Here is a 26,710-nt window from a genome sequence, read left to right as displayed (position 1 = left end):
ACGAAGCTCCGTGAGGGTAAAGTCGTTGGACTCCCGTAGACCTGAGAATCCCCGCGCCTTTATGCCCGGGAGTGTCAAACTACCCCCGAGAAGAGTGTGACTGATCAGCGCTATTCAACCGGAACTTCCCCTTCAGCCCCTTGTTGACCGCCTATAGTCTCCAGCAATTCTTCCTCCGTGAGGGGTACCAATAAATCGACATCAAAGGTACTGGTGAGGATAGGTTGACCCTGAATTCGGATATTCCCTTGAGCGTCAATCACCCGGGATTCCTGAGTCGTGACTTCTGTGCGCAGATTATGGATGACTAACACCGATTGCAAGCGTTCCAAACTGCGGAGAATGTCTTGGGTGGCTTGGAAAGAGGCCTCAATTTGTAAGCTCAGAGTTTGCCGTTTGAGGAGTCCTTTCACCGCTTCTTCATAGCGTAAATCTTCCGGAGGAATGGGTTCTAAAGCTGTGGTGGGGGGAGTATAGCGGACAAATTGCCCCCGGGTTCTAATTTGCTGGTTGAGCATAAACAGCAAGGTGTCCATGGTATCTTGACCGGAAAAGAGCCGTAGAACTTCCCGTTGATTATTTTGGGTTTGCTGGAGTTCACTTTGTAGTTGGTTAATCCGCCCTCGTTTTAGTTCGAGTTCCTCTTTACGGGTTGCGGCGGCATCCACATCAAAGTTTAAACTGTTGAGGGTGTCCCAGCTGGGTTTCACCACATACCAGCCCAGGGCGATCGCACCGGCCACCCCCAGCACCCCCAATAACGCCCCCCCCATAATTGGGGTAAAAGCAACCCCCAACACCACAGGATAGGGTGATTGTTCCTCTTCAGTGCCCTCCATTGGGGCAAAATCATCTGCAAATGTCATAGTTTAAAACCCCCCTTAATCTTCAATAATCCCCTTATTCTTTAAGGCTTCTAAACGGATTACCGATCCCGCAGCCCCTCGGTTGCCATAATAGGCAATTAATTCAGTCGTTGGAATCTCGCTGACATCCTGCATCGGAATTTCCAAGCTATAACGCACCACTTTGATATCTTCCAAAGCTCCTCCCACTTCAATGGTGACTCCTTCGGCCGGTTCCGGTCGGGCGGGATCATCGACTAATTCCGCTTCAGTGATGCGTGCTAATTCACCATTGAACAAAGGGGATTCTTTTAGATTCAGCAAGAATATATTCACCTCATCATAAGAGTCAGCAACCCCAGAAAGGCGCAGGATAGGCATAGGTCGGCTGCTTCCTTCCACTTCTTGCCCCGTATCTTGGGGGGTAATCGTTTCAATGGAAGAGATATTTAAATTAGTTGGAGTAACATCCCGAATCGACTGTAAAATCGCCGACGGGGGGATAATATGGGCGAAAACCCCCGCTAATCCTCGGGTTTGTTCTTGAGCAACCGTTAACTGAGCTTCTAACTGGCTAATTTGAGTTTCAATTTGTTCTAACTGGGTAATATCAGCCTGTAAACCACTCAAGGTTTCCTGGGTGCGGGTGGTTTCATAATCAATCCAAAAATAAGCGCCACCTACAACCACTAAAGACAAAATGGCAACACCCCCTCCAATCCCTAGGGGGATTAACTCCTCTTTAGTAATCTGCCGTTTTGGGGTTTTGGCTTGGACAAATCCTGACCCCCCGGCCGTGGGAATGGCCGCCCGATCTTTAAGAAAATTAATATCTAAACTATACATAATTGGTTAAAGCTCCCTTAAACCTAACCCTAAAGCAATGCCCAAACTAGGGCGCACCACTGCGGGAATTTCTTCATCCATTTCTAGGGAAAGTGACGCTACTGGGTCAATTTGAGCCGTAGGTAAACTGAGACGATTGGTAAAAAATTCATCCAGTTGACCAATGCCTCCCCCGGGTCCGGCGAGTAACAATTGAGCCACTTCCAGTTCCCCACTTTGATTCAAATAAAAATCAATGGAACGGCGCAACTCATCGGCTAATTCCCCCAACACGCGCAACAAGGCGGCCATCCCGGGGTTAATCCCGGTTGCTCCGGTGCGTAACCCATCGACGGGTGTGTTGGGAATGGTCATCCCTTGTAACATCTCAGTATCCCGTTTAGTGGGTAAGTTCATCGCCCGAGAGAGGGCGCTTTGCAGTTGAAACGTGCCAATGGGAACCGTGCGGGAAAATTGGGGGACCCCATCCACTACGATAGCAATTTCCGTGCTTTCAAACTCTATGTCAACCAAGACGGCCGCTTCTTGGGGGCCAAATTGACGAAGTTGTTCGCGAATGGTGCGAATCAGGGCAAAACTATTAATTTCGAGAACATCCACTTCTAGGCCGGCCTGTTGGAAGGTGTCAAGATAAGCGTCTGTGACTTCCCGACGAGTGGCCACCAGCAGGACTTGCACTTTTTCAATGCCGTCCTCGTCTTCAAAAAAGCCCAACTTTTGATAGTCCAAATCCACTTCTTCCCGAGGGTAGGGCAGATAAAGCCCGGCCTCATGATTTAAAACCATATCCCGTAATTCTTGGTCGTCGAGTTCCGCCGGAATGGGGATAATGCGAATGATGGCCTCGCGCATGGGAACGGAGGTGGCCACCTTTTTGGCTTTAATGTTATTTTCGGTGAGGAGTTCTTGGATCAGTTCGGCAAGGGCAGGGGAATCTACAATCTGTCCCTCTTCAAAGATTCCCTCGGGAACTTCTCGGGTGAGGTAGGTTTCTAGTTTGTAGTTTTGTCCCTGTTTGCGCAGTTGAACGATGTTAATTCGTTCTGGCGCGACTTCAATGCCAATCCCTTTGGTTTTTTTGCCAAATAGGTTCTTAACAAACATAGGTGTTTTGGTTGTTGAGCTTGAAGCTGGATGAATGCCTAGAGGGGCTTTTCTCTAATGCTACTCAAATCTAGCCTAGAATGGCTGGACTGGGAAGATTTTTCTCTGGACAGGATTAAGACTCCTCAACCTCAGGGCGCGGGGGTTCTCCGTTGGTCAGGAGTCCCATAAACTATAGGTTCAGAGAAGGCTTCCCCGGAAGGGGGGCTTGTCTCCCAGAATTTTGGTCAACAGAGACTAAGAATTGTAATTAATTGTAAGCTCAGGGATAAAGTCTCTAGACGAAAAGGCAATAATAAACTTGTGGTGCTTTTAAGATCAATCGGTCTGAGGCTCATTTTTAACAAAAATGTTGATGGCGAAATTCCCCTTCCTCGCCAACGGCAGGGTGGGGTGATGCGCTCGAAATCTTACCCCCGGAAACCCTGCTTTTCTGCGATGGGCTAGGGTCATTTATGAGCATCAAGCCAAGTTTAAACCTTGGCCGGTTTAAGCATATTTTGTCTATTGCTGGCAACATTTCGCTTTAAAACCTCATATTTGCTGGTTTGTCAGCTTTTAAAGTCTTATGGTTAACTTCTCTTCCACTCTCGGTGAGTTTGCGCGCTCTATTCCTCTGTGTGATGCCAATGCCAGTCTTGAAACGGTGCTGGCTTTAATGGATTCGAGTCGAGGAGAGATGGTGGTGGTGGTGGATCCAAGGGATCGCCCTGTGGGGGTAGTTCGCCTGGCTCGTTTTCTCCCCTATTTGGGCTGTCGTTTGCTAGTAGGGACTATTGCTCAAGCTCAGACGAGATTAGGGGGCTGGGGGATTGGTCGTTCGGATTGGAGTCAGTCCCAAAATTCTGGGCAGGGGATAAATGGGGAGTTGCGGCATTTACTTGAACCTGTGGCGATGTTGCCGGATACTCTACGTTTAGGGGAGATTAAAGATTATTTTGATCAGAATCCTTTGCTCCATCACTGTTCAGCTTATGTGGTGGTAGATGGGGAACAAAAGGTGCAGGGACTGTTAGATGATTGTAAGTTGTGGCGGGCGTTATTGCCTGAGAATTCGGGGGCTGGGGATGTCTTGGGGACTGTCTGGACAAGGCCGATGGGACACCCGGAAAGCTCAGCAAAAACTCGGGAAAATTTACAGGATTTCCTGCAATTGTTGGATCAATTGCCCATTCCCTTGATGCTCAACACCCAACAGGGGGAAGTTTTACATCAAAATGCGACTTGGCAAGCCCAAGTCGGTCGGCAAGAAAACCCTAGTAGTCCACCGATGCAGTCTACTTGTCCGAAGGCTGTAGATTGTATGATGTTACCGACGGAGAGTTATGAGGCGTTTTGTGAACAAGTCCACCAAGCCTTGAGTCAGGAACAAGCGTTACAACGTTGGTGTAGTTTAATTGATGAGTGGGAAGAACCCGGAGGAACATCGGGCTTTGGACAAACGCCCCCCGCTTTAATTCAACATCGGTTCTCGGCGGGAACGATTCCCAGTTCTCATGAGCCTTTAGAACACCAAGTTTGGCAATTTGTCAAGCTTCCGTTACAAATCAACACAGAGCAAAGGGGCAACACTTTGGCTCAATCTTTGCCACAACTGTGGCTAATTTTGGCGACCGATGTCACGGAACAGCGACAACTTTGTAAAGAATTGGCGGCGAAGAATGCGGATCTGGTGCAGTTAAACCGCTTGAAAGATGAGTTTTTAGCCTGTATTAGCCATGAACTGAAAACGCCTCTGACGGCGGTTCTGGGGCTGTCGAGTTTGTTAAAAGACCAGAAACTGGGGGAATTGAATGCCCGTCAAATGCGTTATGCTCAATTGATTTATCAAAGTGGGCGGCAGTTGATGACGGTGGTCAATGATATTTTAGATTTAACCCGTCTGGAAACGGGGCAGCTGCAACTGACGCTGGAAACGGTGGATCTGAAGGTGGCGTGCGATCGCGCCTACGAACAAGCCAGAACCCAAATCCACAAAAACACTGAACCCCTCAATCCCGATTTCCCCCTGATGGACTTCACCCTAGAGATTGAAGAGGGTCTAAAATTCATCGTGGCCGATGAACTGCGCTTGCGCCAGATGCTGGTTCATTTGTTGGAAAACGCCTTTAAATTCACCCCCCCCGAGGGGAAAATTGGGCTGAAAGTCAGTCGTTGGCAAGGGTGGATTGATTTTACTGTTTGGGATACAGGAATTGGCATTCCTGAATCAGCCCAGCACCTGATTTTCCAGAAATTCCAACAACTGGAAAGCCCCCTCACCCGGCAATTTGAAGGCACTGGTTTAGGGTTGGTATTAACCCAACGATTAGCCCGCGCTCATGGGGGCGATATTTCCTTTATTTCCACTGTGGGGAAGGGGAGTAAATTCACGTTGCTCTTGCCTCCCACCCCACCAGAACATCATCTGTCGGCGGCGAATAATGCCCCGAATAATCAACTGATTTTAATTGTGGAAGCGGTTCCCCAATCTATTGAACAGTTGAGCGGAATGTTACAAAAACAAGGTTATCGGGTGATTATTGCCCGAACGGGGACGGAGGCACTGGAAAAAGCCCGACAGGTTCAACCTCGCGCTATTTTACTCAACCCTGTGTTGCCCTTGCTCTCGGGGTGGGATGTGTTAACCCTGCTTAAAGCAGATGCTACCACAGAGGGGATTCCTGTGTTGGTCATGGCAACGCGGGCTGAACGCCAACAGGCCAAACAAAATGGGGCTGATGGTTTCCTGAGTCTGCCTGTGCAACCTTCGGCACTCCAAGAGAACCTCTCCCGCTTACGTTCTCAACCGATGGTTCACCAAAGCAACTTAACTATTTTGCGACTTAACCCAAAGTTTGCTGAAGTTACTGCCGATGGCAGCGCGGTATTTGTGACGGAATTTGGGTTGGCTTTATCTCAACAGACTTCGGGGTTAAATTATCGTATTCTCGAAGCGGATGATCTTGAACAGGCCAGTGTTTTAGCCCGGGTTTGGCATCCGGATGTTTTGTTGTTGGAAGGGATTAATGGGACGGATTCGGTGGAGTTTATGCGATCGCTCACCCAATATGAAAATCTGGTGCATTTACCCCTCGTCACCCTCGAAACCCAAACTACAGCCGCGGCTAATCAATTCCCGAGTCTGGCCGTTTTCCCCTGCTTAATCCCCATTGCAGAACAAACCATTACCGCCCTATTACAGGTGATTCAAGTGGCCGCGGGTGTCTCTACTCAGCCCCATCTGCTGATCTTTGGGGATAATTTGCCCCCAGAGGGAGAGCAAAACAACCAAAATGGGGAATTTTTGCCCGCTTTAACCCAATATCTTCAAACCGCAGGTTTACGCAGTTTACTCGCACAATCTTGGTCAGAAGTCTATAGTCAAATTCAACAACACAGTGTTGATCTTTTGATTCTCTATCTCCACAACAAAGCCCCCTCTGCTGAGTGGCAAGCGGGAATTCAAGGATTAGCTGATTCGGCTTTTACGCCTCCAATTTTATTGTTAGATCATCGTCCTTCTCCCCATTTTCCGGGTTTAGATCCCCAGTTCAATCATTTAGTGGTGGAGGTGGTAGAATACGGTTCTCAATCAATGGCGGAGTTATTGACTCACATTCATCAATTGTTAGGATGAAGCACCCGATGAGAGAACAGGTGAGTTGTCTTATCCCCTCGACTTCGGATAGGGGAAGAAATACGGCCACCAGATGACGATTAACATGAGCAATAAAAGGAAGACAATGCCCGATGGATTGAGGACAGACGGCAAGGCATTAAAATCATCCGGGAGTCCAGTTTGTAACCAATCTAATAGGGGAAACCATGCCCCACGAAAGATATAAATTAGGGTATATATAATAATATTATCTGTATCATAACCTTGCTGCGCTCCGGCTAAGTTGATCAAAAAACCTAGGGCAATTAAGGCGATTCCGAGATGATAGTGAGGGGGGCGGAAGTGTAGAGCAAAGGTTAAACACAGTAGGGGAACGAGGGGGAGAATATACCGACAACCAAAGAGGGTATATTGTAAGTAACTGGCTGGGAGGGCGAGGAGAAAGGCACTATAGGCGACGAAAACTCCGAGAATGTATCTTTTTTCGTTGTGCTTAAAGTAAAGAGACTGACGATTGTGATGGAGTAAATAGACCATAGCTAAGGTCAAATAGGGCATATAAATAAATAACCCGGCTTGGGGACTAAAAAGGTAGGTAAACAGGGATTGAAAACGCTGGAAAAGTTGTCGGGTGAGGGAAACTGAAGGCTCAGGAATGGCGGCTTGGTCGAGGAAAACATTGGAGGCGGATAAGAAGGGATTGCCGAAGCAAAGATATTGATAAAATAGGAGCAAGAGTAATGGCGCAATTGTGCCGAATAGAAAGTATCTTAAAACTAGCCAATAGTTTCTATTTTGCCAGAATAAAAGGATTAAAACAATTCCAGCTAAGGGGACAATGGTTAAGTCAATGACTAAGCCCGAGGCGAGAATAAACCCAATACAAAAAAGTTGGGTTCTATAGCTTTTTACTTTTAGAATTTGGGGTTTAAAGAGCAAAATAAAGACGAAAATGGAGAGGGAGGCGATGAGGCTGTTTTGAGATAAACGGGTGGAATAAAAGAAGGCAATGCTACAAAAGTTGTAGAGAAATACGGTCAAAATGCCGCGCCATTGGCTTTTACTGCGCTGGTAAGCCCATAATCCTAGAAGCACTCCAGCAAGGGCGCTCAGGAGGCTGCTGGTGCAGGCGGTGGTGATAAAATGGGTGAGGAAGTGGTGGATCTCTTCACGGCGGAGGGGAGAGGCTGGGGGGATGTTCTGATAAAAGAAATGTGCGATCGCCCAAAAAGGCACCCCTAACCAAGCCGCACCCGGATTAATATTGCTGTAGTAGTGTCCCTGAAAACTGACCACATCCCCAAAAAAGGGAGAGGTTTGGTAGGCATCTAAACGAAAGGTTCTCTGTTCTACGATAGCTCGCACTAACAACACAAAGCGATCGCTTCCGGCCGCTAAGTGGCGGAAATGGAACAAATACACTAACCAAGTGGTCAAAAATAAACGCCCAACAGGAAAGTTTTTCATGATCTTCCTCCGAGAAACCCCATCCCGTTGTGGGTGGGGATTTGCCAAAATTCCCTCTTAAGGGTATTGTCAAATCATGCGGCCTGAGTTCCAATTTCGGGATTTTCTCCTATATGTGTCGCCAAAACTCGCCAAATGTAACGAATTGTTACTAGAGTTTTAAGCTCTATTGCGAAATGTCTCAAAGTTGCCACACAACAAAGCACAGAGGCAAAAGTCCGTGATACGATTCACACCTGTAGATGATAGGACACAGATATAGGAGAAAAGCCTTGGTACTAAGGGTTGCTGTTGTTGGCTCCGGTCCAGCAGGTTCATCTGCTGCTGAGACACTGGCAAAAGCTGGAATTGAAACTTATTTATTTGAACGTAAGTTAGATAACGCCAAACCCTGCGGCGGGGCGATCCCCCTGTGCATGGTAAGCGAGTTTGATCTCCCCCCGGAAATTATTGATCGCCGGGTGCGGAAAATGAAAATGATCTCCCCCTCCAACATTGAGGTCAATATTGGTCAGACTTTAAAAGATGATGAGTATATTGGGATGTGCCGTCGGGAAGTTCTCGACGGTTTTCTACGGGATCGGGCGGCTCAATGTGGGGCAAAATTAATCAATGGAACGGTCTATCAACTCGATATTCCCTCCTCCGACAATCACCCCTACACCTTGCACTATGCCGATCATTCCAACGGTAGCGCCACTGGGGAAATGAAAACCCTGCAAGTGGATCTAGTGATTGGGGCTGATGGGGCGAACTCCCGAATTGCTAAAGCCATTGATGCCGGGGATTATAATTATGCGATCGCCTTCCAAGAACGCATCCGTCTTCCTCAAGACAAAATGGACTACTACGAAGAATTGGCGGAGATGTACGTTGGAGATGACGTTTCCCCCGACTTCTACGCTTGGGTATTCCCCAAATATGACCATGTGGCCGTCGGTACCGGCACCATGAAAGTCAACAAAGCCATTATTAAAAATTTACAGGCCGGAATTCGCGCCCGGGCTGCCAAAAAACTCGAAGGTGGCGAAATCATTAAAGTAGAAGCCCATCCCATCCCGGAACACCCCCGGCCTCGTCGTGTGGTGGGTCGTGTAGCCTTAGTGGGAGATGCCGCCGGTACCGTGACTAAATCCTCGGGAGAAGGGATCTACTTTGCCGCCAAGTCTGCCCGGATGTGCGCCGAAACCATTGTAGAAACCAGTAACAATGGTCAACGCATCCCCACGGAAGCGGATCTTAAGCTGTATATCAAACGTTGGGATAAACAGTATGGCATGACCTACTTAGTCTTGGACATCCTGCAACGGGTGTTTTATCGCAGTGATGCCACCCGCGAGGCCTTTGTAGAAATGTGTTCAGACATTGATGTACAACGGCTAACCTTTGACAGCTACTTATATAAAACTGTTGTGCCTGCCAATCCTTTGGTTCAAATGAAAATTACAGCCAAAACCATTGGTAGTTTGCTTCGCGGCAATGCGCTAGCCCCTTAGCTAATGCGCACCAGTTGCCCCCGCTCTCCCTATGGGGGAGCGTCGGGATGATAGGATGTTCATGAAAAAACAACTCCGTTGCAGGAGTTGTTTTTTCTGTTGGAGAACCCCCTTCTCCCAACCTTGGGAAAAGGGACTGGGGGATGAAGGCAAAATGGCCGAACTAAGATGCGCTCTTTCTATTCTGCTTTTTTCGTGGGTTTAATCGGGCGTTGACCTAATTTCTTCAGGGGTTTTTCAGAGGAAGAAGAACTAGGACGGGGTTTATCTTTCCCCGGAGCTTTGGTATTAGTTCCTGGTGCTTTAACGGGTTTTTTGTACTTCGGAATAGTATCTGTCGGTTCGGCAATATCTTCCGACCAACCGAAACTATTACGATTGGGCAGAAATTTAAACACTCCTTGAATAAACCAACGTTTAGGCAGCTTATCTTTAGGTGTTTTGGGGTTAAATTTAAAGGGTTGAACATCGCCTTCCCGACGCATTAAAACCGGAATGTGCGAGGCTTTAAATTTTTCGGTGGGATCGCTGGCTTGTCGGTTGCGATAAATTGAAATGACCGGAGAACGGTTTTGAGGAATAAATTGCCAAATTCCGCTTAAAATAAACTGGTTCGGCTCTTGTTGCCACTCGTTTTCCGTGTTCCAAGCAAACACTTGAAAATAAATTCTAGGGGGTTGTCGGGGGACGAGTTGGCACTTAGGATAGACCCGTAAATATAAGGGGGTATCTGGGTAATTTTCCCGTTGTTTCAGAAAGCCAACATAGCGAAACTTAGAAGGAAAATATAAACGATACTCGTTAGAACCAACTGTAATGGCAAATCCCCCTTCTGGGTGAGGGTTTACTATGCCATAGAGCGTCCCAATTGCCTGAAAAAATATGGTATTTTCCGGAGCTTCATCTTTGGGAGAAGCTTCGGTTTCTGTGGAGGTTTCACAGGTTTTTGTGGGGTCTGGTGCAGCCTCTTCAACCTCGGGGGTTTCTTTGACTGGGGGGATTGGTTTTTCCTCGGGTGTGGAACTGTCTGCCTTGGGAGTGGTTTTAGCTGTTTCAGTGGCAGGTATTGCGGGTTTTTCTTCCGGGGTCGTTTCGCCGGAAGATAATTCCGATGCCGGATCTTGTTTGTTCGATTTAATCAGGTGCAGCATTTTTTGTTTTTTGGCGGATGGCATTTCCTCTTTTTCCCCTCTTCCATTAATAGCTTGTTCATCTCACGGCTATCTAGGGAGATAACCGGGAGTTCTCAGTGTATTTCCCGTGGTGCATTTAAAGAAGTAATGCACGGGTGAGTGACTATCATCTCCTTGATGATAGCAACAAAACCCCCCCTCTTTTTTGCTGGAATAACTATTCCGATCAGGACGATAAAGGGGAATTGGCATCATCTGGCCTAAGATAGGTTTTGGGTCTTTAAACGGTGACGGTTCCCCAAGACTCGCCCCGGGTGAGACGAATTTGAGCTAAAGCAAAGATGGTGGGAATGACGCGGCCGTAGTTGGTGGCGATCGCACGCCAACCCAAATCTGCAAAAAAGGCCGCCCAGAGGACGGGTCCCATAAAGGCAAAGACTGTCCGCACGGCCCCATGACGGGCGGCTGTTAGTGCCATCCCTTGGCGGGCGGTTTGCAGGGTGAGATGGTTCTGAATCTGGGTAGCGGCGGCGGTTCCCCCCCGTAAGAGGGCAGTTCGGGCGGTTTGGTAGGTGGCAAAGTGCAGGGCAAACTGGCGGGCGATCTGTTGGAGGAGTACGGAACGTAAAACGGAACTGACGGCCAAAACACTCCCCCCTTTGAGCAGGAAATGAATGGGATTATGTTGGATTTGGGCGGGTAAAGGTTCGCGGTATTTCGAGGCTTGTAGGGATTTTTGGATGCGTAGGGTCAAGGATTCTTGTTCTTGGGAGGGTAAACGATCCCAGGCTTTGGTGATTAGGTTGAGGAAAATCTCGGCTTCTAGATCCACGGTACTCATAGACTGGGAGTAGGGAATTTTGAGATACCGACTGACTTGGATTAAAACCTGTCGGTAGCTGATCTTGTTACTTTCCCCCCGTAACACGGTGAAGCCATCGGCGGCTAAGTAACGAAACCGTTGTTCTAGGAGTTCAATCTGTGAGTGGCGATCGCGACTTTGAACCTCCATGACATCCGGTGTCTGGATATAGTCTAAGGGATTCAAACGACGGCAAAATAACAAATGGGTCAGGTGTTGCAGTTCCTCATCGGTTGCCAGTTCTAACACATCCCTCAGTTCGTCCAATGTCCTAACCTCCACCCCTAATTTCTCATCTTGTCCCATTCTACTATTCTGGTTCGGGCTTGGGAGGATTAATCTTGAACTTCCCCCGTCCCCTATGGGTGGAGCATTCCCTCGCCATATTTTGGTAAAACGGAAAATCAGGGCATGGCCTTAAGGGCTGGAGCTTATCAGAACAATCTACTACATAATAGATTAGTAATAACAAAAAAGGAACAAAATGCTGATCACGGTTGTGGGACATTTGTTGGCGGTAGCCATCGGGATTAGTTTAGGGTTAATTGGTGGGGGCGGGTCGATTCTAGCGGTGCCGATTTTGGTCTATGTGATGGGGATTGGGTCAAAAGAGGCGATCGCCATGAGTTTGTTTATTGTGGGGATTGTGAGTAGTATTGGGGCGATTCCCCACTGGTTTCAGGGCAACGTGAACTTAAAAACCGTTGCCATGTTCACCCCGGCCGCCATGGTGGGATCTTTTTTAGGCGCTCGTTTAACGGCCTTGCCTTGGATTACCGACACCATTCAACTGATTGCCTTTGGGGTGGTGATGATCTTGGCCAGTGTGTTGATGATTCGCAAACAAGAGAACAAAATCCCCGCCCCCCGTGAGGGTAAACCCCATCCCACCTATCCTAAATGGTTAGCGATTCCTGCCGAGGGTCTAGCGGTGGGGATTCTGACGGGATTTGTGGGGGTAGGGGGCGGTTTCTTGATTATTCCGGCCTTGGTGTTATTAGGGGGAATTCCGATGAAAGAGGCCATCGGGACTTCATTATTGATTATTACCTTTAAATCGGTGACGGGTTTTCTGGGCTATATCGACCAAGTAACAGTAGATTGGGGCTTAATGTTCTCCTTTACCTTAGCGGCAAGTATAGGGACGTGGGGAGGGGCTTCCTTAACCCGGTATATTGACGGGAAAAAGCTCCAAAAGGGTTTCGGGTATTTTGTCTTGGCGATCGCGGTTTTTGTCTTGATTCAACGTTGACAGGCGCAGAACCCACCCCAGAAAAGCCATCTCACAAAGGGAAAAGGCTGTTATATTGGAGGCAGCGCTAGTTCTGGGCTGTTTCCATGTCTTCACCAATCGTCAAACGTTTTTTCGTTAGCCTCAGCAAAAATAAATGGATTGGACTGGCCGTCTCCATTATCGTAGCGGGTGGGGCAAGTGTAGTCGCCATCCTACCGCCCCCAGCCCCTCCACCCACACGCTACAAGGCCATTGGTCAATTAGCGTTTAGTAATCCTCCACCCACCGCTACAGAGACGGGGAAAGTGCTGCAAGAACAGGGTAGAGTTTTAGACCGGCCCACCTTACTCTCCGAACCCGTCTTACAAGGACTGGTCGAAACCGTCGATTTACCCAACCCCGTCGAATCCGTGAGGCGCATTAATCTGCAATTGCCCAAAGAAGGCGAACCCCCCTTAATTCGCGTGGAATATGTGGACACCAACGAAGAAAGGACAGCACGGACGTTAGAAGTGCTAATGGAGAAAATGATTGAACATAGTCGGATGTTGAATACATCCCGCTTGCGATCGCAAATTGAAGCCCTCCAGAAACGGGTCGAAGAAGCCAAAGCCGATCTTGCCGAAGCCGAACAAGAATTTTATCGCTTTATGACCCGGGAAGCCACAGGTCTAGTTGCCGCCCAAGATGGAACCCTCTTTATGGCCATCAGTGCCGGACAACAACAGCAGCGCGAGTTAAGGCTACAACTCGATACTGTCAACGCTCAAATTCAAAGTTTATCCACCCAGTTATCCCTCACCCCCGAAGAGGCTTTTGTCGCTTCGGCCCTCAGTGCAGACCCCATTATTGCTAGTTTACGCACTCAGATTTTACAGGCCGAAACCCAGATGCAAATGTTGGCCAATGATTTGCGTCCCGAACATCCCACCATGCGGGAACTCAACAAACAATTAGCCGCCTACAATGAACTACTGACCGAGCGCGCCAATGAAGTGATTGGCAGTGACAATGTATTTGATGCCCGTCCTCGGGAAATTCGCAAAAGCAGCAGTTTAGACCCCACGCGTCAACAGTTAGCCGCCCAAATAGGACAGTTACGCACCCAAAAAGAAGCCATTGAGCAACAAATCCGCACAGTGCGCCGCACGGAAGAAGAACTACGCCTTGCCTATGAACGCTTCCCCACGAAACAGTTGGAACAAGCCCGACTTCAGCAACAAGTCGCCATTCGCAAGCAATTCCACGACACCATGCAGGGCGCCCTCGTAGATGCCCAATCTGCCGAAGCAGAAACCATCAGTAGTCTGAGTTTGGCCAGTCCTCCCCGTTTGGAGCAAGTGGAAGAACCTGATTCTAGTCGCCCTCATCCGGTGATTATTCTGGCGGCGGGCTATGTGGGGGCTGTGGTTGCCGGGGCTGTGGTGATTTTGGGGATGTCCTTCTTAGATCCCAAAGTCTACACCGCGAAGGAATTACAGGATATTCTCTCCGAACGAGATGTGGCTGTGTTAGGAGAATTACCTGTTTTAGTGCCGGGGAGTGAGGAAGAGTTGCCCCTCTTGTTGGGGGTGAATGCGCCCTATTTGGATCTTTATGAGTTGTTCCGCAGCAATATCCGTCGCTTGTCTCCCAAATCGACCAAGGTTATTTTAGTGACCAGTGTGAGTCAGGGGGAAGGAAAGAGCGTGGTGGCTTATAATTTGGCCATCGCCTCGGCTCATGCGGGCAAGCGTACCCTGTTAGTTGAGGGAGATTTGCGATCGCCGTCCAATGCCCAAGCGGTGAAATTAGCCGTAGATCATGATGCCCAAGCCGAACCTTTATCCTATTATGGGTCCCGGAATGATTCGGTGCGTTTAGTGCCGGATGTGATGAATCTCTACATTTCCCCCAGTGCCGGCCCCCAACGCAAAGCGGCGGCCATTGTGGAGTCGAGTGAGTTAAAGAGTCTGTTAGAAGATGCCCGCCAGCGTTTTGATTTGGTGATTGTGGATAGTCCCGCTTTAACGACTTGTAATGATGCCCTGTTATTACAGCCCCAAACCGATGGCATGATTTTAGTGACAGGTGTTGGGGTAAGTCAGGCGAAGATTTTGGGGGCAATGTTGGATGAAATGACAGAGGCGGAAATGCCCATTATCGGCGCGGCCATTAACGCGGTGCCTCTCCCTGTTCCGGAGTTATATTCTAAGGCCTCTGCTTTCTCCTCTGCGCCTTCCCGTGAGGCGTTGGGCAGTGAGGGAACCCTAGTTCCGATGGGTCAAGATACGGAGGAACCGGAGGAGTTGATTGGTAGTGGCCGTTGATGGGGAGTCAGGGAATAGGGAGTCGGGAGTCGGGAGTCGGGAGTCGGGAGTCGGGAGTCGGGAGTCGGGAGTCGGGAGTCGGGAATAGTTAATAATTATCAACTCCCCCTCTCCCCTGCTCCCCTGCTCCCCTGCTCCCCTGCCCCCCCTCCCCAACTAAATCCCCCTAGCCACCGCAATACAAGTGGCTAAACTCGCCGTTGTTTTTAACCCTTGGGCGTTGAGGTGGGTGGCTGTGGCGCGGTACCCTTGGGCTTGGAGGGCTTGAATCAATTGGGCTTTCGGGGGTAAGTCCAGTTTCCCCCGTTTGCCGATGGCTTGTAAGGTGTAGAAATAGGGGGGGAAATCGGCCTCAGCTTGGAGTAAATCCAGTAATGGGGGGAGGCTAGAATCAAGCTGGGGTAAGAGAGAAGAGCGCATAGCATCCAGAAAAATGCGATCGCCTAATTCCCCCAACCACATAGGCCCCGTCAGCGTCAACGGCCGTTCATCTCGCAGACATAGCGAACGCCCCAACTTCTCCCAAGCCACCCCCTGATAGTCCCCACAGTGATGACAATAGCCCAAAAACCCATAATTTTGGGGCGTAAGGCGCACCTTAGCCCCCAAACGCACCATCACCCGATAAGTATTGCCCCGATAGAGCGAAAAAATGGGCTGAATCCCCATCCCCCGACTCGCGGCCTCCTGTTGTAACGCCCCCAACAGTAAGCGCAATCCCTGTTCATGGGCGGCCGGATGGGAACGGGCAAAAGCTCCATAATCCTGTAGACTTTTGCCGGGGAGGTGTCCCGTTGCACTGCGGCCATCGGTACTGGTGAGATACAACAAGCCCCCAATTTTCACCGCCCATAATGCCGTAGAGTAATAGGGGGCAGCAGACCCAAAACAGTCCACATCCACTAAATCATAATAATCCTGCTCACTGTAACAGTGGAAAAACACACGATGGGCATTCTCAAACGTGAGTTTACAGTGTCCCGAGGCGATCGCACCCCCTAAATTCTCCCCCAACAGCCCCCCCAAATCCCGATTCCCCTCATTCGCCCACACCCAACTCGCCCCACTTTCCGCCCCATAGCGCAAACTCCGCACCCCACAGCCCGTCATAGCATCCAACACCCGCAACGCCCCCACCTGTTGACGATACACCCACCCCGCCAACACCCCCAAATCCCTGACAATGCGGGTTTCTGGGCGATAAAACGCCCCACCCACGCCAAAACTCACCCGTCCTTCTTCTACTTTTTCCATCAATTACTCACAGATTCCACCGGAATTGTAATCACAAACTCCGTCCCCTCCCCCGGTACAGAATGATAGGTTAACTTTCCATGATGACGATCTACAATAATCTGATAACTCACCGATAACCCTAAACCCGTTCCCTTGCCCACAGGTTTCGTCGTAAAAAACGGCTCGAAAATGTGATCTTGTGCCGACTCAGGAATTCCTTGACCATTATCCGCAATGGAAACCTGAATATTTCCCTCCTCCAAATAGCGCGTTTCAATCTTAATTAGTTTCTCCTCTCGTTCACAATTCAAAACCGCATCAATGGCATTAGTTAAAACATTTAAAAACACTTGATTCATTAATCCGGCGTAACATTCTACCGGAGGCAAAACATCATATTTTTTCTCAACTTTAATTCTCTTCTCAGAACCGGGAACTTTCAAGCGATTGTCAACAATCATCAGTGTGCTTTCTAGTCCATGATGTAAGTCTACCCGTTTTTTATCCGACTCATCCAAACGGGAAAAATTACGCAACGATAAGACAATTTCCCGAATTCGTTCGGCCCCCACCTCCATTGATTGCAAGAGTTTAGGCAAATCTTCCCGCAAAAAATCTAAATCCACTTCCTGATAATAGTCCTCTATCTCCTCTGGAGGTTCAGGATAATGTTTTTCGTACAAATCAATAATATTTAATAAATCAATGCCATAATGTTTGACATAATTCAAATTCCCATAGATAAAATTAATCGGGTTATTCACCTCATGGGCAATTCCCGCCACCAGTTGCCCCAAACTAGACATTTTCTCCCGTTGTACCAACTCTGTGGTCATTTTTTTATTCTCTTGGAAAATATGGGCAATGGTTTCAAACCAAGAAAACCAATTTTCTGGCACATCTCCATAGTCAACGGTTTGATTTTGACTACAAGCTTCGATATGTTCAACCAATTGACTGGCCGGATTAATAAATTCTCGCTTAATCAGTTGGTTTACTAAAAAGAACAACAACAGAGAACCTGTTAAAATCAGTCCTAAGCCTAGGGAAACATGAAACAAAATGGGTGTAATAACTTCAGATTTTTTAGCAACAAATAAAAGTTTCCAGTTAGTATTTTGAAACTCTTCATGAACTAATAAATAACTCCCGGTATCTTGAACCGTGAGCGGGCTATTTTCTAAATAGGAGTTGATTTTCAGTTTCAGGGTATCGGGTAAATAATTTTTAAGACTAATAATCGAAGGTTCAGAATAATGATTTAGTTCATCAATGGCAATAATTTGTTCTTGCTCATTAAATAACAAAAAATGCCCCACTTTGGGGGATTCTTCGGCTAAAATTTGCCTAAAAATATCTAAGGTAAAATCAAGGGCAATTAGCCCGCGAAATTGGTCTTTTTCATAAACGGGTGCGCCACAAGTAACGATGGGTTGATGAGTCACGGGGTTGAGATAGACTGGACTCCAAAAGCGATGATGTTCAGAATTATTCTCAGGAGAGGCGAAGGAATAGGTTTGGGAGGTTAATAAATCTTCGGTAAAATGGGCTTGTTCTGACCTCACCCAAGGATAAAGATTTAAAAAGTGATTTTCTGATAAATAATACGCCCAGAGAGTATTCGGAATGAGTTTAAAAGCGGTTTGTAATAACGGGTTTATATATAACGCCATTTCTAGTTCCCGATAAAACTCAGAACTGCGTTCTTGTAGCGTTCCCATCCCCGTTAAATTACCAATTAAGCGAGGACTGTAGGGTTCTGGAATATGATCTAAATTATAGTAAATTTGCCCTTGACTTTCTTCCTCTTTTAGGCTATCCAACAGGATAGACTCAAACGCTGTAATTTGACTAATATCATAAAAGGAGTTTGCCCGAAACTGCATCTGTTCTACATAATTTTCGGCGTTTTCCAGTTTACGATCAATAATCGTAACCACTTCTCGCATGGTGTGTTTCAGTTGCTGAGTCTCGTATTTATACTGACTCATAAACTGCCAGTAGAATAAAACGGAAACGACTAAAATTACAATAACAAAGGTGATTTGAATAATACGATTGTAACGGGCAAAGATCATAGGGCTGGTTTCATGGTAGTTTGAGAAAATTAAACACCCATTGTCATAATACCCTATGGTCTGTAAGTTCGGTATAGGGGGAATTTCTGAATTTCCCCCAGGAGATGGGTTAGAAATTCCCCTTAAAATAGCGCTTAATTGTCTGCTTCCGGATCATAGGTTGAGGCAACATACAACTCTTTAAGCTGTTTGAGATCAACTTGAGAGGGGGCATCGGTAAGCAGAGAACGGGCTTGTTGGGTTTTCGGGAAGGCAATCACATCCCGAATAGATTCCTCTCCTGCTAATAACATGACCAGACGATCTAAACCGTAGGCAATGCCGCCATGAGGGGGAGTTCCGTACTCAAACGCCTCTAATAAAAAGCCGAATTTAGCATAGGCTTCTTCTTCAGATAATCCAATAGCTGAAAAGACTTTTTCTTGAATTTCTCGCTGATAAATCCGCAAACTGCCGCCCCCGACTTCGATTCCGTTATATACTAAATCGTAGGCTTGCGCTCGGGCGGTTTTGAGGTCGTCTAAATCGTCGAGATGGGGACAGGTGAAGGGGTGATGGAGGGCTTCTAAGCGCTGTTCGTCTTCGTTCCATTCAAACATGGGAAACTCGGTAATCCAAAGCAGGTTAATTTGCTCTGGATTGATTAATCCCAGTTGTTCCCCAACGACTTGGCGGAGACGATCTAAGGATTTATTAACGGTGGGGATGTCTCCGGCACCGAATAGGAGTAAATCTCCGGCTTTAGCGTTGGTGCGGGTGAGTAGTTCTTCTTTTTGTTCGGGGGTTAAGTTGTCTTTGATTGCCCCAATACTGTCAATTTCTCCGTCTTCTCGAACGCGGATAAAAGCAATTCCTTTTGCTCCGGCAATCGTAGCTTCTTTAAATAAGTCGCCACCGGGTTTAATGCGGACGTTAGAAATGCTTTCGTTGCCGCCGGGGATGGGTAATACTTTCACGATGCCGCCACTTTTTACGGCCCCGGAGAAGACTTTAAAACCGGAGTCGGCCATAATGTCTGAAACATCGACTAATTTTAAGTCAAAACGGGTGTCGGGGCGGTCGGTGCCGTATTGATTCATGGCTTCGGCATAGGTGAGACGGGGGAAAGGACGGGGGATGTCTATACCTTTGACGGTTTTGAAGATATGACAAACGAGAGCTTCGTTGAGGGTGAGAATTTCATCTTGTGACAGGAAACTCATTTCCATGTCAAGCTGGGTAAATTCGGGTTGACGATCAGCGCGTAAGTCTTCGTCCCGGAAGCAACGGGCGATTTGATAGTAGCGGTCAAAGCCTGCTACCATGAGCAGTTGTTTGAAGAGTTGGGGAGACTGGGGAAGGGCGTACCATTCGCCGGGATTGACGCGGGAGGGTACGAGGTAGTCTCGGGCGCCTTCGGGGGTGGAACGGGTGAGGATGGGGGTTTCTACTTCGATGAAGTGTTCCTGATCTTCGAGGAAACGACGGATGGCTTTAATAACTTGGTGTCGCAGGCTGAGGTTGCGGGTCATGCGATCGCGCCGTAGATCCAGATAACGGTATTTTAGCCGCAATTCCTCTTTAATGCTCTCACTTTCGGCGGTGGATACTTGGAAAGGTAACTGTTTCTGAACCGCGTTGAGAATCTCAATCTGATCGGCGTAAATTTCGATTTCTCCGGTGGGGATTTTGGGATTGAGGGATTCGGGGGGACGTTGACTGACACGCCCCTCTATGCGCACGACATACTCATTTCGGAGCGTTTCTGCCCTAGTATAGGATTGGGGGGTGCGTTCTGGGTCGCTGACGATTTGGACTACTCCGGTGCGATCGCGCAAGTCCACAAAGATCACACCACCATGATCCCGACGACGATCAACCCACCCACACAGGCTAACTGTTTTTCCTACGGCCTCGGCTCGTAAGTCTCCGCAATAATGAGTACGCATACACTTTATGACAACACAAAAAAAATAGAAGGACTTTCTATGGTAACAGAATGTTACACCCTCTCTATAATCCTTTAGGTCTGGTTAAGATCAGGATTTTGACTTACCTGTTGACTTGTTACTCTTAGAAAACCCAGCTTTTTGTGGGGTGAATTCTGCACAAAATTCTAGATTTTTTCCTCAAGATTCGGTAAATATTCAGGCTTGAGAATTTCCTCCGTTGTAAAGGGGCATTTTCCCTCAAAACTCAGCAAAGGTAAGCCCGTTTCCTCTGCGGCTAACTCCCTAGCATCCTGATAGCATTCAGTCAAGATAGTGTTAAAATAACTTTGCAAACTGGGACTTTCTTTCAAGGCTCTGTTAATGTGTTGACGGTGTTCTCGGATGGTAAATCGCCAACGATTAGACCGCTTGGCAGGTTGATAATAATAGTGAAGCAGGTGCATTAACAGAATTTTGAGATTACTATAAATGGCTCTTTTCTCACTTCTTCCCCTATCTTCTAGTTCATCAATTAAGTGTTTTATATCAACCTGCTTAAAGTCACCTTGTTTTAACTGTTTTATGGTTTCTTCTCGCCACAGGTTGTAATCCTGCTCATAGATGGCTGCGGTAGTTTTAGGGGAGGTTTTCATTTTGAACTATGATTAATAAGTCACTAAATGTTTACATCTTGGCGATGCTCAATAACCCTGTAGTCGAACTGTTTCCAGATCCGGTGTTCCCCGTTCCCTTAAACCAAGAATTCCGAATCCCTAGGGAAATATAGCCAACCTACCTGAGTCGTGCAAAAAATGCTCCCCTGCAATCCAGATAGGAGAATAGCCCTTCACGTCTCATTAGGACTAGCTATAGCTACATTCTAACTATTCTAATGGATCATGAATAATTGTGGCTTGAGCCTTGATTATCCCGGTTTTGTGCAATAAACTTGTCGTGAATTGCCCAGTGATTTAATAACCTATGCAGTTAACTCCCCAAGAAAAAGATAAACTCTTAATTTTTACGGCGGCCTTAGTGGCAGAACGGCGCAAGGCGAAAGGGCTTAAGTTAAACTATCCTGAAGCGGTGGCTTATATTTCTTCGGCGATTCTTGAAGGTGCAAGGGAAGGAAAAACGGTGTCAGAATTGATGAGTGAGGGAACAACTCTGCTCACTCGCGCTGATGTGATGGAAGGAGTGCCGGAAATGATCCCGGAAGTGCAAGTTGAGGCAACGTTCCCCGATGGGACAAAATTGGTGACGGTACATCATCCCATTCGTTAATCGGCAATTCGGTAAGAACTGATTCATAAATTCAAAGATCAACCAGGAGCAAAGGATTATGATTCCGGGTGAATTATTAGTAGATGACGGTGAAATTGAACTCAATTCGGGACGAGAAACGCGGCGAATTGTGGTGAGTAATACGGGGGATCGTCCCATTCAAGTGGGGTCGCATTTTCACTTTTATGAGGTGAATCGGGCGTTGGAGTGCGATCGCAATGCAGCCAGAGGAAGGCGCTTAAATATCCCGGCCGGAACCTCTATCCGTTTTGAACCGGGGGATGAAAAGGAGGTGGAATTAGTTCCTCTAGTGGGGAGTCGTCAAGTGTATGGGTTTAATGGTTTAGTCAATGGTTCTTTAGACTAGGGTGAGGTTATTATGAAACTCCCTCCTTCTTGGCAACTTCCCTTAACGATTAAAAACCGTCTGGGTCAAAAAAGTGTAGGCAAACAACGGGCAATGATTGCGGAAGGACATCTGTTGCTGGTGCTGCATCGCGCTCCAACTTTGGGGGAAAAACAGCGTCAAGGGGTGTTCTTTTGGCGAGATCCTCAAGGGAAATGGGAATGTAGTGTGGGGGGGGTGGGATTAAAACCGTTAATGAAGCATATTCAAGTCTACGAAGAGGCTGAGAACGCCCTGAGTTTAGCCTATAGCGAAGCAGAACAGGCGGAAGACTATTTTAACTTGCTCGAACAATTGGCCCCGGTGCAACATTCGACCCAAAATCTCCACAATACCCTACAAGCGGCACGGGAGGGGATTCCTGAAGACCGGGATCTGATTGATTTGCGCGACTGGGCCTATGGGATAGAGCGCTCGCTCAATCTCCTCCACGAAAACATCAAAAACAGCCTTGACTACCGGATGGCCGAACGGGTGGAACAGCAAAATGCCATCGCGTTGGAATCCGTTCGGGCTAGTCATCGTCTCAATGTTTTGGTGGCTATTTTCTTCCCCCTCACAGCGATTACTTGTATTTTTGGCATGAATCTAAGCAGTGGTTTAGCGGAATCCTTCAGCTTTTGGCTAATTCTCCTGATTAGCCTGAGTTTAGGCCTTTGGGTTCGCCGTTGGGTGATTGTCGGTAAACTTTTGTGATCAGGGGTTTCAGCCCTTGGACAAGAATTGTTTAGAATTTTCTCTAAACCAGAAAAAATACAAAAACGGTGTTAGCTTGGTAGTATCAGGGACACTACAAGATTTTGGTCTGGTATTGGGTAAACATCAAACCTCGGATCTCTGATGGGCTGGATTTAATCTCAAATACCCAACAGAATGCTATCTGTAGGTTGGGTAGAGCCATAGCGAAACCCAAATAGGGCGAAGAAGGCTTTAGCCACTATTGGGGCGTTTATGAGTTTGAGGGTTACTGAGAAGGGTGTCAACTATTCTAAATTGCTTTTAAGTTTCAGGAACTTTTAAGTAACAGAGTCATGAGCAACAGGGTTATAGTTCAAGACTTCTGAGGTTTAAGCATTAGGGATTGATGACAACCTGCCCAATCAGAACACAAACCAAATCAGAGAATTTTCCAATTTGAATCGATAAATGTTTATGAACTCGCTGTTGGGGGGATTCGTGTGTTTTTTTACCTGAAAACCCCATAATAAAAAAAGGAATAGAAAAAAGCCCCTTTTGTGGTACTGAAGTCATATGTGGGAGAAAAAAATTATTGCCAATATCCTGAATTCCCAGTCTGCCGTGGAATTAACCATTGATCGGGAACCCATTGTTGTGACACCGGAAACAAAGGTAAGCAATGCGATCGCCCAGATGAATATTACCTCCCCAAATCCAGCGACAGCAAAGGCTTCAGCCCCGAAATGTTGTATCTTAGTGAGGCAGGACGAACAGTTAATAGGGTTACTCACAGAACGAGATATTCTTAGTTTAATGGTGCAATCTCAGAACTTAGAACAGATTCCCATATCACAGGTGATGGGGAATCCGGGAATAACAATTTTGCGATCGCACCTCAACAATCCCCTTAGTCTCCTCTGCCAATTTAATGAACACCAGACGAGTTATTGTGTCATTCTAGAAGACGAAGCACCTCACAATATTTATGGTGTAATTACCCTAGATCAACTCTGCTTAGACTTAAATCAAGCTGGATTATTGGCGAATCTAAAACCGCAAACTCTCCAACCTCAAACACCCATTGATTCTGGTCAAAATCCCTCTTTTGTTACAGCAGAAAACAGTCAAACCATTGTAGAGAAACATACGCTACCTTCCAAAATCAGAACAAATTTTAACCGTTTAAACTACCTGCTTAACTACAGTCCGGCGATTCTTTATACCGCCGATCCAGTAACCTATGAAATCACTTTTATCAGTGAAAATGTTAAAACAATTTTAGGACATGAAGCGTCAAACTTCATCAAAAACCCCAAATTCTGGCAAGACCAAATTCACCCCGAAGATCAAGTTCTATTGTTATGGACAATGCAGCGTCTCTCCAGTTCAAACTCTCAGAGATGTGAGTATAGATTTCGAGATGCACAGGGTCAATACCATTGGTTACGCAATGAAATAGTAGTCATTCAAGATGAAAATAACCAACCCAAAGAACTGATCGGCTACTGTATGAACGTGGACGATTTGAAACAAATTGAACAAAATTTGAGAACCAGTGAACAACAATTTCGCAGTATTTTTGAACAAGCCGATGTAGGGATTACTCAACTCTCTCCTACTGGGTCTTTCTTAAAAGTTAACCCAAAATTTATAGACATTGTACAGTATTCTGAGGAAGAACTTCTAAAAACCACCTACCAAAAAATTACTTATCCCCAAGACCTAGCCCAAGATTTAACCCTAAACTACCAATTATTAATCGGAAAAATTTCTCGCTTTGCGGCAGAAAAACGCTATGTTCGCAAAGATGGATCAATTGTCTGGGTTCATTGGAGTGGTTCAGTGGTCTGTAGTCTAGCAGGGAAAGCTGAGTCAATTATTGCGGTGATTCAAGATATTAGCGATCGCAAGCAAGCCGAGTTAGCCCTACAAGAAAGTGAGTCAACCCTGCGCAGTTTTTATGACAGTAGTGCTATGATGATGGGGGTGGTTGAATTAATTTCTAACCCAGAGGATTTATTGAATATTTGGAGCAATTCCATGACAGCTGAGTTTGTAGGTTTATCTCCCAAGCAAATGGAGTATAAAACGGCTCAGGAGTTAGGAATTCCTCAAAACATTACTCAGGAATGGATTCAATACTGTAAACACATTCAAAAAACGGGGAAACCCGTTCAGTTTCAGTGTTCATACAAACACAAGGAAAAAAAATTCTGGTTATTGACTACACTTTCCCCGATTAGGACTGAACATAGAACCAGTTCCCGTTTTTGCTACATCACCGAAGATGTCACCGAACGCAAACAAACAGAACGCATCCTTGCACAAACCACTCAAACCCTTTTACAAGCCCAAAAAATCGCCCATATTGGCTATTGGGACTATAACGTAATTAGCCATCAACTGACATGGAATAAAGAAACCTTTGAAATTTTTGGCACAGATTGGAATCAACCTGAACCCACTTATACTCAATATATCACTCAAATTCATCCCGAAGACCGCATCAAACACCAAACGGCTTTAGAACATAGTCTGATGACAGGAGAACGGTTTGAGGTGGAATATCGCCTATTAAGAGATAGTGGAGAAATTCGCTATCTCTACAGTCAAGCGGAAGTAGAAACCAATAGCCAAGGCGTCGTTATTCGTCTGTTTGGGGTGGTGATTGATATTACAGAGAAAAAACGCGCTGAAGAGAGTTTAAAAGCCTCAGAGGCTAAATATCGCCTGCTGGTGGAACAAATGCCTGCCGTTACCTATACTTCCGCTTTAGATGATTTGAGTACCACCCTTTATGTGAGTCCGCAAATCGAGCAAATGTTAGGTTATCCTTTACGGGAATGGTTACTTCAACCGGATCGTTGGTATACAGCCGTTCATCCAGATGATCGGGATAAAGTCGCAAAAGTTTTAAAAATAGCTCATAATAGCCCCGGAACTTTTAATCGGGAGTATCGGATTTTTGCCAAATCGGGGGAAATGTTATGGGTGCGCGATCGCGCTAGAATTGTCACCAACGAAGCCGGAGAACCCATTTTTCTCCAAGGCATGATGTTTGACATTACCGAACAAAAAACCTCGGAAGAAGAGTTACAACACGCTTACGCACACCTTGAGGCTACTAATCGTCGTTTAGAAATTTCTCTCAAAACCCTTGAACAACGCAACTATGAACAAGTCATTACCAGTCAGATGCTAGAGTTTCTACAAGCTTGTAGCACATCCTTAGAAGCCTATCCTGCCACCGCCGAGTTTTTAAAAATCCTTTTTCCCCACTGTTTTGGGTCAATTCTATTACCCCAACCAAATAAAAAAATCCTAGAAGCTGTCAGCATTTTTGGTGAATTGTCTCCAGAAGAAAGCACTATAAACACTAAAGATTGTTGGGCATTGCTGAGAGGAAAAACTCATTATGCTTCTAATAATCAACCGGGATTATTCTGTCATCATATTGACCAAAACTCTCAACCTACCGCAACGCTTTGTATTCCCATGATGGTACAAGGATTAGCCTTGGGGTTGTTTTATCTACGCACCCAAGATCCGGCAGGAATTCCGCCAGAACAGCAACAACTGGCTCAAACGGTTTCCGAACAAATTGCTCTAGCTATTTCTAACTTACAACTACGGGAAACTTTACAAAATCAGAGTATTTGCGATCCCTTGACTGGGTTATTTAACCGTCGTTATTTGGAGCAATCCTTACAGCAAAGTTTACAGGCGGCTGAGTTAACTCAGCCGCCTGTGAGTTTAATTATGATTGATGTGGATCATTTTAAAAAATTTAATGATACCTATGGTCATGATGCCGGAGATTTTGTCCTACAAACTTTAGCAGAATTTTTACAAAAACAAGTTCGAGAGTCCGATATTGTCTGTCGTTATGGGGGGGAAGAATTTACGTTAATTTTGCCCAATGTGTCTTTAGAATTAGCCTATGAGCGGGCTGAGTTGTTACGTCAACGAATCAAAAAACTGCCCTTAAATTATCAGGGGAAAAACCTAGGACAATTGAGTTTTTCGGCGGGTTTGGCTACGTTTCCTGAGCAAGGGGACACGGTGCAATCCCTCATTCGTCGGGCTGATGAGGCTTTGTATGAAGCGAAAGGACAGGGGCGCGATCGCGTCATTTGTGCCAAGACCAGTTGCTTAACCATCGATTCAAGTTGAAGCTCCCCACCCACAAGGGGATGGGGCTTTCAACGCAACATTGCTGTA

The 26,710-nt window shown here is 46.7% G+C and carries 18 protein-coding genes; 8 read left to right on the top strand and 10 right to left on the bottom strand.

Annotated features, from left to right (window positions below; genetic code table 11):
• Positions 1 to 110: 110 nt before the first annotated feature.
• Genes SPI9445_RS0109315 through pilM form a run of 3 tightly spaced genes read right to left on the bottom strand, consistent with a single transcriptional unit; the run spans position 111 to position 2,795 of the window.
• Positions 111 to 866: a hypothetical protein gene (locus SPI9445_RS0109315; protein WP_017304472.1), complete on the bottom strand. Its 756-nt coding sequence runs from the start codon at positions 864 to 866 to the stop codon at positions 111 to 113.
• Positions 867 to 881: 15 nt separating this feature from the next.
• Positions 882 to 1,691 (bottom strand): PilN domain-containing protein, encoded by an 810-nt coding sequence (locus tag SPI9445_RS0109310; protein ID WP_017304471.1) that lies wholly within the window; start codon positions 1,689 to 1,691, stop codon positions 882 to 884.
• Positions 1,692 to 1,697: 6 nt separating this feature from the next.
• Complete coding sequence (gene pilM, locus SPI9445_RS0109305; RefSeq protein ID WP_017304470.1) at positions 1,698 to 2,795, bottom strand: type IV pilus assembly protein PilM; 1,098 nt, start codon at positions 2,793 to 2,795, stop codon at positions 1,698 to 1,700.
• 568 nt (positions 2,796 to 3,363) lie between these two features.
• On the opposite strand from pilM, the gene SPI9445_RS25005 reads away from it, so the two are divergent.
• On the top strand, positions 3,364 to 6,414 hold the full coding sequence (locus SPI9445_RS25005) for an ATP-binding protein (RefSeq protein WP_017304469.1): 3,051 nt from the start codon (positions 3,364 to 3,366) through the stop codon (positions 6,412 to 6,414).
• A 30-nt stretch (positions 6,415 to 6,444) separates the two neighbouring features.
• Here the strand turns inward: SPI9445_RS25005 and SPI9445_RS0109295 are convergent, their stop codons facing one another.
• Entirely contained in the window at positions 6,445 to 7,863 is a 1,419-nt protein-coding gene (locus SPI9445_RS0109295; protein WP_017304468.1) for a hypothetical protein, read from the bottom strand.
• Between the two features lie 272 nt (positions 7,864 to 8,135).
• Here SPI9445_RS0109295 and chlP point away from each other — a divergent pair, with 272 nt between their 5' ends.
• Positions 8,136 to 9,359, top strand: coding sequence for a geranylgeranyl reductase (chlP, locus tag SPI9445_RS0109290; protein ID WP_026079648.1), 1,224 nt, complete (start codon positions 8,136 to 8,138; stop codon positions 9,357 to 9,359).
• 179 nt (positions 9,360 to 9,538) lie between these two features.
• Here the strand turns inward: chlP and SPI9445_RS0109285 are convergent, their stop codons facing one another.
• A complete protein-coding gene (locus tag SPI9445_RS0109285) occupies positions 9,539 to 10,534 on the bottom strand; it encodes a hypothetical protein (protein WP_017304466.1) in 996 nt (331 codons plus the stop codon).
• Between the two features lie 238 nt (positions 10,535 to 10,772).
• A complete protein-coding gene (locus SPI9445_RS0109280; RefSeq protein ID WP_017304465.1) occupies positions 10,773 to 11,660 on the bottom strand; it encodes a YaaW family protein in 888 nt (295 codons plus the stop codon).
• 178 nt (positions 11,661 to 11,838) lie between these two features.
• On the opposite strand from SPI9445_RS0109280, the gene SPI9445_RS0109275 reads away from it, so the two are divergent.
• Positions 11,839 to 12,606, top strand: a complete 768-nt coding sequence (locus tag SPI9445_RS0109275; protein ID WP_017304464.1) for a sulfite exporter TauE/SafE family protein — start codon at positions 11,839 to 11,841, stop codon at positions 12,604 to 12,606.
• An 86-nt stretch (positions 12,607 to 12,692) separates the two neighbouring features.
• Positions 12,693 to 14,897 carry a GumC family protein gene (locus SPI9445_RS25000; protein WP_017304463.1) on the top strand — a complete coding sequence of 735 codons (2,205 nt, stop codon included), beginning with the start codon at positions 12,693 to 12,695 and terminating at the stop codon, positions 14,895 to 14,897.
• A gap of 156 nt (positions 14,898 to 15,053) precedes the next feature.
• Here SPI9445_RS25000 and SPI9445_RS0109265 read toward each other — a convergent pair whose 3' ends face one another.
• The 4 genes from SPI9445_RS0109265 to SPI9445_RS0109250 all read right to left on the bottom strand — a co-directional run bounded on the left by SPI9445_RS0109265 (position 15,054) and on the right by SPI9445_RS0109250 (position 20,774).
• Positions 15,054 to 16,151, bottom strand: coding sequence for a hypothetical protein (locus SPI9445_RS0109265; protein ID WP_017304462.1), 1,098 nt, complete (start codon positions 16,149 to 16,151; stop codon positions 15,054 to 15,056).
• Complete coding sequence (locus tag SPI9445_RS27500; RefSeq protein WP_017304461.1) at positions 16,151 to 18,211, bottom strand: ATP-binding protein; 2,061 nt, start codon at positions 18,209 to 18,211, stop codon at positions 16,151 to 16,153. Before SPI9445_RS27500 ends, SPI9445_RS0109265 begins: the two co-directional genes overlap by 1 nt.
• A gap of 134 nt (positions 18,212 to 18,345) precedes the next feature.
• Positions 18,346 to 20,139 carry an aspartate--tRNA ligase gene (gene aspS / locus SPI9445_RS0109255; RefSeq protein ID WP_017304460.1) on the bottom strand — a complete coding sequence of 598 codons (1,794 nt, stop codon included), beginning with the start codon at positions 20,137 to 20,139 and terminating at the stop codon, positions 18,346 to 18,348.
• Positions 20,140 to 20,306: 167 nt separating this feature from the next.
• Positions 20,307 to 20,774 (bottom strand): DUF29 domain-containing protein, encoded by a 468-nt coding sequence (locus SPI9445_RS0109250; protein ID WP_017304459.1) that lies wholly within the window; start codon positions 20,772 to 20,774, stop codon positions 20,307 to 20,309.
• 328 nt (positions 20,775 to 21,102) lie between these two features.
• Here SPI9445_RS0109250 and ureA point away from each other — a divergent pair, with 328 nt between their 5' ends.
• From ureA to SPI9445_RS0109225, 4 genes are all read left to right on the top strand, one after another.
• Positions 21,103 to 21,405 carry an urease subunit gamma gene (gene ureA / locus SPI9445_RS0109245; protein WP_017304458.1) on the top strand — a complete coding sequence of 101 codons (303 nt, stop codon included), beginning with the start codon at positions 21,103 to 21,105 and terminating at the stop codon, positions 21,403 to 21,405.
• 58 nt (positions 21,406 to 21,463) lie between these two features.
• A complete protein-coding gene (locus SPI9445_RS0109240) occupies positions 21,464 to 21,772 on the top strand; it encodes an urease subunit beta (protein ID WP_017304457.1) in 309 nt (102 codons plus the stop codon).
• A gap of 12 nt (positions 21,773 to 21,784) precedes the next feature.
• Positions 21,785 to 22,507 (top strand): CorA family divalent cation transporter, encoded by a 723-nt coding sequence (locus SPI9445_RS0109235; protein WP_017304456.1) that lies wholly within the window; start codon positions 21,785 to 21,787, stop codon positions 22,505 to 22,507.
• 555 nt (positions 22,508 to 23,062) lie between these two features.
• Positions 23,063 to 26,662: a PAS domain-containing protein gene (locus SPI9445_RS0109225; protein ID WP_017304454.1), complete on the top strand. Its 3,600-nt coding sequence runs from the start codon at positions 23,063 to 23,065 to the stop codon at positions 26,660 to 26,662.
• The last annotated feature ends 48 nt before the right edge of the window (positions 26,663 to 26,710 follow it).

It is taken from the genome of Spirulina subsalsa PCC 9445, assembly GCF_000314005.1.
Classification (GTDB): Bacteria; Cyanobacteriota; Cyanobacteriia; order Cyanobacteriales; family Spirulinaceae; genus Spirulina_A; species Spirulina_A subsalsa.
This window is presented reverse-complemented; position numbering and strand designations above follow the sequence as displayed.

Bases quoted from the DNA above. Each gene is read 5' to 3' on its own strand.
- SPI9445_RS0109315 (WP_017304472.1), bottom strand. From the start codon at position 866: ATGACATTTGCAGATGATTTTGCCCCAATGGAGGGCACTGAAGAGGAA.
- SPI9445_RS0109310 (WP_017304471.1), bottom strand. From the start codon at position 1,691: ATGTATAGTTTAGATATTAATTTTCTTAAAGATCGGGCGGCCATTCCC.
- pilM (WP_017304470.1), bottom strand. From the start codon at position 2,795: ATGTTTGTTAAGAACCTATTTGGCAAAAAAACCAAAGGGATTGGCATT.
- SPI9445_RS25005 (WP_017304469.1), top strand. From the start codon at position 3,364: ATGGTTAACTTCTCTTCCACTCTCGGTGAGTTTGCGCGCTCTATTCCT.
- SPI9445_RS0109295 (WP_017304468.1), bottom strand. From the start codon at position 7,863: ATGAAAAACTTTCCTGTTGGGCGTTTATTTTTGACCACTTGGTTAGTG.
- SPI9445_RS0109285 (WP_017304466.1), bottom strand. From the start codon at position 10,534: ATGCCATCCGCCAAAAAACAAAAAATGCTGCACCTGATTAAATCGAAC.
- SPI9445_RS0109280 (WP_017304465.1), bottom strand. From the start codon at position 11,660: ATGGGACAAGATGAGAAATTAGGGGTGGAGGTTAGGACATTGGACGAA.
- SPI9445_RS0109275 (WP_017304464.1), top strand. From the start codon at position 11,839: ATGCTGATCACGGTTGTGGGACATTTGTTGGCGGTAGCCATCGGGATT.
- SPI9445_RS25000 (WP_017304463.1), top strand. From the start codon at position 12,693: ATGTCTTCACCAATCGTCAAACGTTTTTTCGTTAGCCTCAGCAAAAAT.
- SPI9445_RS0109265 (WP_017304462.1), bottom strand. From the start codon at position 16,151: ATGGAAAAAGTAGAAGAAGGACGGGTGAGTTTTGGCGTGGGTGGGGCG.
- SPI9445_RS27500 (WP_017304461.1), bottom strand. From the start codon at position 18,211: ATGATCTTTGCCCGTTACAATCGTATTATTCAAATCACCTTTGTTATT.
- aspS (WP_017304460.1), bottom strand. From the start codon at position 20,139: ATGCGTACTCATTATTGCGGAGACTTACGAGCCGAGGCCGTAGGAAAA.
- SPI9445_RS0109250 (WP_017304459.1), bottom strand. From the start codon at position 20,774: ATGAAAACCTCCCCTAAAACTACCGCAGCCATCTATGAGCAGGATTAC.
- ureA (WP_017304458.1), top strand. From the start codon at position 21,103: ATGCAGTTAACTCCCCAAGAAAAAGATAAACTCTTAATTTTTACGGCG.
- SPI9445_RS0109240 (WP_017304457.1), top strand. From the start codon at position 21,464: ATGATTCCGGGTGAATTATTAGTAGATGACGGTGAAATTGAACTCAAT.
- SPI9445_RS0109235 (WP_017304456.1), top strand. From the start codon at position 21,785: ATGAAACTCCCTCCTTCTTGGCAACTTCCCTTAACGATTAAAAACCGT.
- SPI9445_RS0109225 (WP_017304454.1), top strand. From the start codon at position 23,063: ATGTGGGAGAAAAAAATTATTGCCAATATCCTGAATTCCCAGTCTGCC.